We start from the raw sequence: 11,253 nt of genomic DNA, 5'->3' as shown, positions 1-11,253 counted from the left end.
GAGGGCTGGGAAATCTTTGCAGACGCAATTTCCTGCGCCGTTCCGTGGACTTTCCGCCATTCGGCGGTTATGAACGCCGTATCGGCGTTTCTCTTTTTCTTGTTTGCCGCAGACGTTTCCGGGTACGGAAAAAATATGCGGCTGTTTATAGCCTGCGCCTCAGCCGCAATTCTCGTTTTCTGCCAAACAGCACAATGAAAAACTGCCAAACAACACAATGAAAAACTGCCAAATAACACAATATTGCGATATTTTTTGTCATTTTTCTCGTTTTATCGGCATAAATGTAGTAAAATATTTCCTTAGTATTGAAACAGATACGGAGGGCAGCGCATGCTTCTTGTTCTGGACGTAGGCAACACGAATACGACTATGGGCGTTTATGACGGGCAGAAGCTTGTCAGACACTGGCGCCTGACGTCAAAAAAACAGACTGTGGACGAAATCGGCTTTACGATGCACAGTCTGCTTGACACGTTCTCAATTGACAGATCGCAGATAACAGGCGCAGTTTACGCAAGCGTTGTGCCCCCGCTTGACGACATTTTTATTCAGGGCGTTGAAAATTATATCGGCGTGCAGTGTCTCAGGGTTTCCTCCCGTATGGTCAGGGGGCTCAAAATAGCTATGAAGAACCCCACGGGCATAGGTGCAGACCGCCTTGCCAACGCCGTCGCGGGCATTGAAAAATACGGCTGTCCGCTTATAGTAGTTGACCTCGGAACAGCGATTACCCTTGACGTTATTTCAAAGGACGGCGCGTATCTCGGCGGCACTATTTCACCGGGCATGGAGCTTGGCATGGGAGCGCTTTTTGAAGGAACGGCAAAGCTTCCGAAGGTTTCGCTTGCCGCACCTCAGCATTACGTCGGCGGAAACACGATTGAAGCGCTTCAGTCCGGCATAGTCTATGGAACTGTAGGCATGGTTGACACCCTTATACGCGAGATAAACAAAGAACTGGGCTATGATTGCAGGCTTGTGGCGACAGGCGGTCATTCGCACATTTTTACAAAATATTCGTCGCTTGTTTCGGAGTGCGACCCTTGGCTTACGCTTGACGGACTGAGGATAATTTACGAAAGAAATGCCGAATAGTAGCTGCCTTGCCGGAGATTTACGCTTCCTGGCTGGCCGAAAAAAATCGGCGGCGTGGAGGTCTGCAATCCGATATGGCTGGCGCCTCTTGCGGGAATAACCTATTATTCCGTCAGACAGTTTTACAAGCAGCTGGGCGCAGGCCTTGTGCATACGGAAATGGTGAGCGCGCTCGGGCTGTGCTACAAGGGCAGAAAAACGAAGGAACTGCTTTACGGCGAAGACGAACAGAGCCCTGCCGTGCTTCAGCTTTTTGGCTCGAATGCGGCGGACGTCGGAAAGGGCGCGGAGCTTGCGCTTGAAATACGCCGTTTTGACGCTGTTGAGATAAATATGGCATGTCCGATGCCGAAAGTTACAAAAAAAGGCAGCGGTTCAGCACTGCTTAAGGAACCTGAAAAGGCGGCGGAAATAATCGCTTCGCTGAAGGATACGGGGCTTCCCGTGTGGGCAAAGATACGGCGCAGTGCGGAAGACGCGGAAACTCTGAATTTCTGCGAAAAACTGCTGAACGCAGGGGCAGACCAGCTTTTTATCCACGGCAGAACGCAGGCTCAGCGTTACGAAGGCAGGGCGGACAGGGAAATCGTGCGTAGTGCGGCGGAGCGTTTTCCTGAAATGATTTCCGCAAGCGGCGACTGCTACGCGCCGGAGGATTTTGAGGAATATCTCGGTATGGGCTGCAGTTCGGTTCTTGCCGCGCGCGGTGTTTTGAAAGATTTGTGCCTCATTCCGAAAACTCTTGCAAGGCTCGGCGCGGATATTGACAAAAAATACAGCGAGCCTTCCGCAGAAACGCAGTCAGAACTGATATGCATGCTCTGCGACGCGGTTTACAAACGCGAGGGGGAGTCTCACGCCCTCGTTATGGCTCACAGGGCGACGGGCGCGGTTTTCAGGGGACTTCGCGGTGCTGCGGAATTGAGACGCCGGGTTGCGTTTCTGCGCAGCTGGCCTGAAATGAAAGAGGTTATACTGAACTGGAAAGAAACCGCCGGCGTTTCAGCGGATTAAAAGGAATTTTATAGATTTTCAAAAATAAATTTACGGGGTGTTTTTTATGGCAGACGAGAAAAACGTACAGCAAAATCAGCAGAATCAGGTTTCGGAGGAAGAAGTTTTCAAGCAGCGCAAGGACAAACTGTTCCGTCTCCGCGAGGAGGAAAATTATGACCCGTTCAAGCAGACAAGCTGGAACGTCGAACACAATCTCGCGTACGTCCGCGAAAAATTCGATTACCTGAAGGAAAACGAATGGGCAGAAGACGCAAACATCAGCACAGCCGGACGCCTTATGATCCTTCGCCGCCACGGCAAAACGGCTTTCGCCGGTTTTGAGGACGGAGATGAAAAAATTCAGCTCTGCTTCCAGTTTGACGTGCTCGGCGAAGAACGCTACACGTTCTTCAAAAAATGGGTTGACGCCGGGGATTTTATCGGCATAGTAGGCACACCGTTCCGCACCATGCGCGGTGAACTTACGCTTGCCGTCAAGGAGTTTTCTTTGCTTTCAAAAGCTCTGCGCCCGATGCCTGAAAAATGGCACGGACTTACCGACATGGAAACGCGTTACAGGCAGCGTTACGTTGACCTTATCGCAAATCAGGAGGTTCGCGGCGTTTTCCGCAAACGCACGCAGATTATCCGCACCTTCCGCAGGGTGCTTGACGAGAACGGCACGCTTGAAGTCGAAACGCCGATTCTTTCCCCGATAGCGGGAGGCGCCAACGCCCGTCCGTTTATCACGCACCACAACACGCTTGACATTGACATGTATCTGCGCATTGCGACGGAGCTTCACCTCAAACGCCTTGTCGTCGGTATGCTCGGACGTGTGTACGAAATAGGCCGCCAGTTCAGAAATGAGGGCATGGATCAGCGCCACAATCCCGAATTTACGTCGCTTGAAGTCTACTGGCCGTACAGCAATTACGAAGGAATGATGGATCTTACGGAGCAGCTTATAGTTGCCGCCGCCGACGAACTCGGCGGAAGAAAGGTTATGTACAGGGACAAAGAAATTGATCTTACGCCGCCTTTCCGCCGCGCGACGATGAGCGAACTTGTTAAGGAATATTCAGGAATTGACTTTGAAACGATTTCCGACGAAGACGCGAGAAAAGAAGCAAAGGCGAGAAACATTGAAATTCTGGATACCGACACACGCTGGGAAATTCTCCCGAAGTTCTTTGACGAATACGTTGAAGACAAGCTTATACAGCCGACCTTTGTAACTATGTTCCCGACTGCTATTTCGCCGCTTGCGAAACGCTGCCCGGACAACCCCGACATGACGGAGCGCTTCGAGCTTTACATAAACGGCTGGGAAATTGCAAACGCGTTCAGCGAACTGAATGACCCTCTCGACCAGAGAAAACGTTTTGAGGACCAGCAGCGCAAACGCGCGGCGGGCGACGATGAGTCGCACCCGTTCGACGAAGATTTTATCAACGCGCTCGAATACGGAATGCCCCCTACGGGCGGAATGGGAATGGGAATTGACCGCATCTGCATGCTTCTGACGAATGCGGAGTCAATCCGTGACATTATTATCTTCCCTACCATGAGGCCGAAAGAATAATTTATGACTGAAACCGCTGATTTCAGAAAAAGGGCTGAACAGCTGCGCGCGGAGCTTGACCGCCACGCAAGGCTTTATTACGAGCAGGACGCCCCGGAAATCAGCGACTATGAATACGACAGGCTTGCAAAAGAGCTTGAACTGCTCGAAAAAGAACATCCGGAGCTTGTTTCCGCCGCATCGCCGACACAGCGCGTAGGCGGGGCGGCGAAGGAAGGCTTCGGAAAGGTTGAGCACGCTGTCCCGATGATGAGTCTCGACAATGCGCTTGACCGTGATGAACTGCAGAAATTTTACGAAAAACTTGCGGCTTCGTTTGAAAGACAGAATATCGAAGTGCTGTGCGAGCCGAAGATAGACGGGCTTTCGGCTTCGCTGATATACGAGGACGGCGTTTTCAAAAGCGGTTCCACGCGCGGAAACGGACGCGTCGGCGAAGACGTTACCGAAAATCTCAAAACAATAAAGACGCTTCCTCTCGAGCTTGCCGAAAAAATTCCCGGCATCGTAGAGGTTCGCGGCGAAGTGTGCATGGACAAGGAAGATTTTGCGCTGCTGAACGCGGAGCGCGAGGAAAGGGACGAAACACTTTTCGCGAATCCGAGAAACGCGGCGGCAGGCAGCCTCAGACAGCTTGACGCTTCCGTAACCGCACGCCGCAGGCTGAGCATTTATCTTTATCAGATTGTTGCGCCGGAGCGTTACGGCGTGACCACTCAGCAGGGAATGCTTGACAAACTGCGTGTATGGGGGCTTCCCGTTCAGGAGTCTGAAAAGCTCTGCGGAAGTCTTGCCGAAATAAACGAATATCTTGACGGCTGGACAGAAAAAAGGTTTTCGCACCGCATAGACACGGACGGCGTTGTCGTAAAGCTCAACGAACTGCGGCTGAGGGAAGAGCTCGGCGAAACGAGCCACGCGCCGCGCTGGGCGATAGCTTTCAAATTCCCGCCGGAAGAAAAGCTTGCGAAAGTGCTTGACATAGAGGTAACGGTCGGAAGAACAGGAACCTTGACGCCTACGGCAGTTTTTGAGCCTGTAAGGCTTGCGGGAACCATTGTTCAGAGAGCGAGCCTCCACAATCAGGACGAACTTGACAGAAAAGACGTGCGCATAGGCGACAGCATCTGGGTGCACAAGGCGGGGGAAATTATTCCCGAGGTCGTGCGGGTGGAATTTTCAAAACGTCCAGTAAACGCGCTTCCTTTCAGAATACCGGACGTCTGTCCTGTATGCGGCGCAAAGGCACTGAGAATAAACGGTGAAGCCGCGGTAAAATGCACAAACGGTTCCTGCCCTGCACAGGTTAAGGAAAGAATAGAACATTTCGGCTCACGGCAGGCTATGGACATACGCGGACTCGGCGAAAAACTTGTATCACAGCTCGTTGACAGCGGAATGATACAGAACGTCGCGGACTTGTACGCACTTTCCGTGCTTGAAATAGGAATGCTTGAGAGAATGGGCGCAAAATCGGCGCAAAATCTTGCAGAGGCAATAGAAAATTCGAAAAAACGCCCGCTCGGTGCTTTGATAAACGCTCTCGGTATAAGAAACGTCGGCGAAAAAACGGCGAATGACATTGCGGAACGCTTCCGCTCGCTCGACGCGGTTATGAAAGCGTCGCTTGAAAACGAAAGCAAACTTGAAACGACGGAAGGTATAGGCCCCGTAATAGCGCAGTCCATGGTGGCGTTTTTCTCGGAACCGCACAACAGGGAAATGATAGAGCGGCTCAGAAATTACGGGCTGACCTTTGAAATTTCGGAGCCTGCCGCAGACAAAACGGCGCTTCCGTGGAACGGGCTTAAATTTGTTCTCACCGGAGAACTTGCGTCGATGACGCGCGGTGAGGCTTCCGCAAAGATACAGGCGCTCGGCGGCGATACAGCCGGAAGCGTCAGCAAAAAGACGGATTTTGTGGTTGTCGGCGAAAATCCCGGAAGCAAATATCTGAAAGCTAAAGAACTTGGAATAAAAATACTTGACGAACAGGAATTTATAAATAAACTAAATGAGTTCTGAGTTAATATAAGTTTTGAGGCAATCCAATCGTCCTGGTAAGGAGTGGTTTTAATGATAAAGAAAATGGTTATGGACGCAGAACGGCTTCACGAAGTCACCGGACTTTCGCGCATCGGTCTGCCGGAAGAGGAATATCAGGAGGTGCTTGACAGAGTCAACGCCGTACTGCGCATGTGCGACGAAATGCAGGAGCTTGACCACGAGAGCGTAAAGCCGTTCGAATGGGACGTTAAAAAAGCGCCTGAACGCCGTGCCGACATTCTCTCAAAATGGGAGAAACGCGACGAATTTATCGCAGAGTCTCCGATACGCGACGGAGATTTCTACCGTGTTCCGAAAATTATTTCGCTTGAAGAAGACACAGGCATCAGCGGGGAGGCCAAATAATGGAATTCTGCAAACTCAGCGCCGCTGAAATCGCCGAAGGCGTACGCGGCAAAAAATGGACAGCGGCGGAGGTTCTTGAAGCCTCTCTCGAACGCATCAAAAAATATGACGGCAAAATCAACGCGGTTGTAACCCTCTGCGAAGAAACGGCACGCAAAGAAGCAGCCGAAGTCGACGCCAAAGTGGCGCGCGGCGAAGATCCGGGGCTTCTTGCAGGTGTTCCCTATCTTGCGAAAGACAATTTCTGCGCAGAGGGCATAAAGACGACCTGCTGCAGCAAAATGCTTGAAAACTGGGTCTCGAACTACGACTCAACGGCGGTAAAGCTTATGAAAGAAGCCGGAGCTGTGCTTGTCGGCAAAACGAATATGGACGAATTCGCCATGGGAAGCACGACCGAAAGCTCCATTTTCGGTGCAACGCTTAATCCCCGCGACATTACCCGTGTTCCGGGCGGAAGCTCAGGCGGAAGCGCGGCATCTGTCGCCGCCGGTTACTGCCCGATAGCCCTCGGAAGCGATACCGGCGGCTCAGTACGCCAGCCTGCCGCTTTCTGCGGCGTGCAGGGCTTTAAGCCTTCCTACGGACAGATAAGCCGCTACGGAATAGTCGGCTACGTTTCATCGCTGGATCAGGTGGGTCCCATAGCAAGAAACACGAAGGACCTTGCCCTTGTAATGAACGTTCTTGCAAAAGCGGATTATTATGACAGCACATGCGATGCATACGACAGACCGTCATTTACGAAGGCGCTTGAAGGCGCAAGTCTTAAAGGCAAGAAAATTGCGGTACTTTCCGGCTATGACAAATCGCACGTCGCACCGGAGCTTCTTGAAGCGATAGACAAAACCGCTGCATACTGCAAAGAGCAGGGTGCGGAGGTCTTTGAAATTGACCTTCCCGTCGCAAGAAAACACGCAGTCGCCTGCTACTACATGGTTGCTCTCGGCGACGCCAGTTCAAAAATGGCGTGCTTTGACGGAATGCGCTACGGATATCACGAAGACGGCAAAAACCTTACGGATATGTACAAGAGAAGCCGCAACAACGGATTTGGCAAAGAGGTGCGCCGCAGAATACTTATAGGAACCTGCATACTGTCGCGCGGATATTTTGACAACTATTACATTCCGGCGACAAGAGTCCGCCAGATGATAGCAGACGAATTTACGGAGCTTTTCAAAAAAGCTGACCTGTGCATCTGCCCGATTCATCCGCAGCTTCCGTACAAACAGGGCTACGTTGACGACAAGCCTCTCCGCGTGTATCTCGGCGACGCTTTCTCGTCAATCTCGAACCTTGCAGGACTTCCTTCAATGTCAATAAACACAGGCTTTACGCAGGAAGGCCTTCCGACTTACGTACAGCTCATAGGTCCGCGTTTCGGCGACGACAGCCTGCTTGCGGCAGCCTCTGAGATTGAAAAAGGTTTCGGCGCGCCGGAATGCGCGTCAATGGAAGGAGTGTGCTAGAAGATGGCAAGACAGGTTGTAATAGGACTGGAGATACATCTTCAGCTTAACACGAAAACAAAACTTTTCTGCGAATGCTCGACGGACTATATCGGCGCAACGCCGAACTCAAACGTCTGCCAGATATGCCTTGCAATTCCGGGAACCCTGCCGATTATCAACGACCACGCAGTCGAACTGGCTGTCAAAATGGGACTCGGTCTGCACTGCACGATAAACGACAATACGCGTTTCCACAGAAAACATTACTTCTACGCTGACCTTCCGAAGGCATACCAGGTCACTCAGTACGAGCATGCAATCGCAACCGGCGGTTATCTTGACATAGTCGTTGACGGCAAAAAGAAACGCGTCCGCCTTGATCATCTGCACCTTGAAGAAGACGCAGGCAAGCTTGTCCACCCGACAAGCGACGGCCGTCTCTCCGGCGCTTCCTATTCGCTCGTTGACTACAACCGCGGAGGAATTCCTCTTTCGGAAATAGTTTCGATGCCGGATATGAACTCCGCCGCCGAAGCCATCGCCTACATAACGCAGATCCGCCAGCTCGCCCGCTACCTCAAGGTTTCTGACGGCGAAATGGAAAGCGGTTCGCTGCGCGTTGACGTCAACGTTTCGCTTTCAAATCCTGACGGAAGCCTCGGAACACGCGTTGAAATCAAAAACGTCAACTCCCTTAAATCAATCGAACGCGCGCTTGATTATGAAATCGCGCGTCAGAACAGAGCTCTTGACACGGGAGAACCGCTTTACATGGAAACAAGGCTCTGGGACGACGTTGCGGGCGTAACGCGCTCAATGCGCAACAAGGAAAGCGCGAGAGACTACCGCTACTATCTGGAAATGGACCTTGCCCCTATCAACGCCAAACCGGAATACGTTCAGAAAATACGCGAAAGTATGCCGGAAATGCCGTGGGACAAACGTGACCGCTTCGTAGAGCAGTACGGACTTTCCTTTGAAGACAGCGTCAAAATTACCGAACAGCTTGAAATGGCTGAGTATTTTGAAAAATGCGTCGCGCAGGGCGCACCTGCGGACAAAGCCGCAAACTGGCTTATGACTGAAATCAGCCGCGTTCTCAACGAAAAGGGAATCTGCATCTGTGAATTCGGCGTGGACGCTGCGGAAACAGGCAGACTGATTGCCAAAGTCGCCGCGAAAGAGCTTTCAAACACGCAGGCGAAAGACGTGTTCGCTGTTATGATTGAAAAGGGCTGCACGCTTGAAGAGGCAATCAAGGCAAGCGGAGCTTCCGTCGGCAGAGTCGAGGGCGGCGCGCTTGAGCAGATAGTACGGAAAATTATTGACGGACAGCCTGAGGTAGCCGAAACGATACGCAGCGGCGAAGACAAAAAAGGCGGAAAGATGAAATTCCTCCAGGGGCTTGTAATGCGCGAAACACGCGGTTCAGCAAACCCTGCGGAGGTTGCGCAGCTGATAGAAAAGCTGCTTAAATAACTGCCTGAAACAAAATATTTGACTTGCAGGCTGCTTAAATAGTATTATATAGCAGGTGCAGAACGGAAGTATTTCTGTTTCGGCTCGTTATGTTTGTGGATTTTTGATTTTTACCATACAAAAACTGAGGAGTGGTACAAATGGGAGCACGCAAGCCTGAAGACACCAGAGGATTGGCATTTATTTCACACGGAGGCGCAGGAAAAACGTCACTGAACGAAGCGTTCCTCTTTAATGCCGGACTTATCACCCGCATGGGCAAAGTCGAAGACAAAAATACTGTTTCCGACTATGACGGCGAAGAGCAGAAGCGCGGAATTTCAATCAACACCTCGCTTTCGACAATTCCTTACAAAAACAAAACCATTTACGTTCTTGACACGCCGGGTTTTGCAGACTTCATCGGCGAACAGCGCAGCTCCATGCGTGCGGCGGACGGTTCAGTAGTTCTTGTGAACGCGGCATCCGGAGTTGAAGTCCACACGCAGGCAGTATGGCAGTTTGCGGAAGATTTCGGTACGCCTGCAATTTTCTACGTAAGCAAAATCGACCGCGAACATACAAGCTTTGACGACACCGTAGCCGACATTCAGGAAAACCTCAGCGACCGCGCTGTTCCTCTTTTCCTCCCCATCGGCTCTGAGCTTAATTTCAAGGGCGTAGTCAACGTTCTTACGGGCAAAGCCTATACCTACAAAGGCGACGGAAGCAAGGAATTTACGGAAAGCGACACTCCGGCAGATATGGCGGACGCTGTACAGGCTGCAAGAGAAGCTCTTATCGAACGCGCCGTTGAAGCTGACGACGAGCTTATGATGCGTTATCTCGACGGTGAAACGCTTACCAATGAAGAAATCCGGCAGGTTGTCCGCAAAGCCGTATGCAGCAGAACAATATTCCCGATTATTCCGGGTTCATCAACGGCAAACATCGGCGTTACCCAGCTCATGGACGCAATAGTCGATTACATGCCGTCGCCGCTTGACATGCACAACAGAACGGCTCTCAACGGTGAGGAAGTCGTAACGGTGGAGCCTGACGAAAACGGCAAATTTCTCGGCTTCGTATTCAAAGTCATGGTTGACCCGTACGTCGGAAAACTTTCATTTGTCAAAGTGTTCTCAGGAAAACTTACGGCAGACCAGTCAGTGTACAACGTCAACCAGGACGTTGAAGAACGCACCGGTTCATTCCGTATGATGAAGGGCAAAGAAAGCACCGAAGTTAAGGAAATAATACTCGGCGACGTTATCGCAATTCCGAAACTCGAAAGCACGACAGCCGGCGACACCCTCGGAACCAAAGGCGAAAAACTTAAATTCCCTGTAATCAAATTTGCGAAACCTGTCTACAGCGTTGCAATTTTTGCAAAGAGCCGCGCTGACGAAGACAAACTCGGAACGGCAATCTCTAAAATGCTCAAGGAAGACCCGACGCTCTCCTACGAAAAGAACCCTGAAACGCACGACTCAATACTTTCAGGCATGGGCGACATGCACCTTGACATAATGCTTTCAAGAATTAAAGAACGCTACAAAGTCGAACTCGACACCAAGACGCCGAGAGTTCCTTACCGCGAAACGATCAAAAAACGCGCCGAAGCCCAGGGCAAACACAAGAAACAGTCAGGCGGACGCGGACAGTACGGTGACGTATGGTTCAGACTTATCCCGGGCGAAGCCAACTCAGGCATCGAATTTATAGACAAAATCGTTGGCGGAGCTGTTCCGAAGAACTATCTCCCTGCCGCTGAAAAAGGACTCCGTGAAGCGGCAGAACGCGGCTTCCTCGCAGGCTTCCCCGCAACAGACTTCAGCTGCGAAATCTATGACGGTTCATACCATGAAGTTGACTCGTCTGAAATGGCGTTCAAAATTGCGGCCTCGCTCGCCTTCAAAAACTGCATGGCAGCCGCGAACGCGGTTCTTATGGAACCGGTAATGGACGTTGAAGTTGTCGTTCCCGAAGATTACCTCGGCGACGTAATGGGCGACTTTAACAGCAGACGCGGACGCATAATGGGTATCGACAGCGCGGGCAAACTCCAGATAGTCAAAGCGCAGTGCCCGCTTTCGGAAATGTTCCGCTACGCGATACTTCTCCGCTCAATGACCTCAGGACGCGGAAGCTTCTCAATGGAATACTCGCACTACGAAGAAGTGCCGCAGGACATTGCAAAGAAAGTTATTGCACAGGCACAGGCAGAAAAAGAAGCAGAAGAAGAATAAT

At 51.4% G+C, this 11,253-nt stretch carries 9 protein-coding genes; all 9 read left to right on the top strand.

Translation table 11 applies throughout. The features are described 5' to 3' along the window. Positions 1–198 (top strand): hypothetical protein (locus KBS54_01595; protein ID MBQ0054824.1); only part of this gene is annotated, 198 nt, incomplete at its 5' end. 135 nt (positions 199–333) lie between these two features. Beyond that, positions 334–1,098: a type III pantothenate kinase gene (locus KBS54_01590; GenBank protein MBQ0054823.1), complete on the top strand. Its 765-nt coding sequence runs from the start codon at positions 334–336 to the stop codon at positions 1,096–1,098. 54 nt (positions 1,099–1,152) lie between these two features. Next, positions 1,153–2,112, top strand: a complete 960-nt coding sequence (locus KBS54_01585) for a tRNA-dihydrouridine synthase family protein (GenBank protein MBQ0054822.1) — start codon at positions 1,153–1,155, stop codon at positions 2,110–2,112. A 46-nt stretch (positions 2,113–2,158) separates the two neighbouring features. Then, a complete protein-coding gene (gene lysS, locus KBS54_01580) occupies positions 2,159–3,679 on the top strand; it encodes a lysine--tRNA ligase (GenBank protein ID MBQ0054821.1) in 1,521 nt (506 codons plus the stop codon). Between the two features lie 3 nt (positions 3,680–3,682). Beyond that, positions 3,683–5,704 carry an NAD-dependent DNA ligase LigA gene (ligA, locus tag KBS54_01575; GenBank protein MBQ0054820.1) on the top strand — a complete coding sequence of 674 codons (2,022 nt, stop codon included), beginning with the start codon at positions 3,683–3,685 and terminating at the stop codon, positions 5,702–5,704. Positions 5,705–5,755: 51 nt separating this feature from the next. Next, positions 5,756–6,091, top strand: coding sequence for an Asp-tRNA(Asn)/Glu-tRNA(Gln) amidotransferase subunit GatC (gene gatC / locus KBS54_01570; GenBank protein MBQ0054819.1), 336 nt, complete (start codon positions 5,756–5,758; stop codon positions 6,089–6,091). Next, entirely contained in the window at positions 6,088–7,563 is a 1,476-nt protein-coding gene (gatA, locus tag KBS54_01565; protein ID MBQ0054818.1) for an Asp-tRNA(Asn)/Glu-tRNA(Gln) amidotransferase subunit GatA, read from the top strand. The genes gatC and gatA overlap by 4 nt, the downstream gene beginning before the upstream one ends. Before the next feature lie 3 nt (positions 7,564–7,566). Continuing rightward, the gene (gatB, locus tag KBS54_01560) at positions 7,567–9,024 is read left to right on the top strand and encodes an Asp-tRNA(Asn)/Glu-tRNA(Gln) amidotransferase subunit GatB (GenBank protein MBQ0054817.1); all 1,458 of its coding nucleotides are present in this window, start codon (positions 7,567–7,569) and stop codon (positions 9,022–9,024) included. A gap of 140 nt (positions 9,025–9,164) precedes the next feature. Then, complete coding sequence (gene fusA, locus KBS54_01555) at positions 9,165–11,252, top strand: elongation factor G (GenBank protein MBQ0054816.1); 2,088 nt, start codon at positions 9,165–9,167, stop codon at positions 11,250–11,252. Position 11,253 lies beyond the last annotated feature (1 nt).

Source organism: Candidatus Equadaptatus faecalis (assembly GCA_018065065.1).
Taxonomy (GTDB): Bacteria; Synergistota; Synergistia; order Synergistales; family Synergistaceae; genus Equadaptatus; species Equadaptatus faecalis.
Note: the sequence above shows the minus strand (reverse complement) of the source record. Positions and strands in the feature narration are given on the sequence as shown.

What these genes read in the sequence shown, in the direction of transcription:
- fusA (MBQ0054816.1), top strand. Translation starts at nt 9,165, where the DNA reads ATGGGAGCACGCAAGCCTGAAGACACCAGAGGATTGGCATTTATTTCA.
- ligA (MBQ0054820.1), top strand. Translation starts at nt 3,683, where the DNA reads ATGACTGAAACCGCTGATTTCAGAAAAAGGGCTGAACAGCTGCGCGCG.
- gatC (MBQ0054819.1), top strand. Translation starts at nt 5,756, where the DNA reads ATGATAAAGAAAATGGTTATGGACGCAGAACGGCTTCACGAAGTCACC.
- lysS (MBQ0054821.1), top strand. Translation starts at nt 2,159, where the DNA reads ATGGCAGACGAGAAAAACGTACAGCAAAATCAGCAGAATCAGGTTTCG.
- gatB (MBQ0054817.1), top strand. Translation starts at nt 7,567, where the DNA reads ATGGCAAGACAGGTTGTAATAGGACTGGAGATACATCTTCAGCTTAAC.
- KBS54_01590 (MBQ0054823.1), top strand. Translation starts at nt 334, where the DNA reads ATGCTTCTTGTTCTGGACGTAGGCAACACGAATACGACTATGGGCGTT.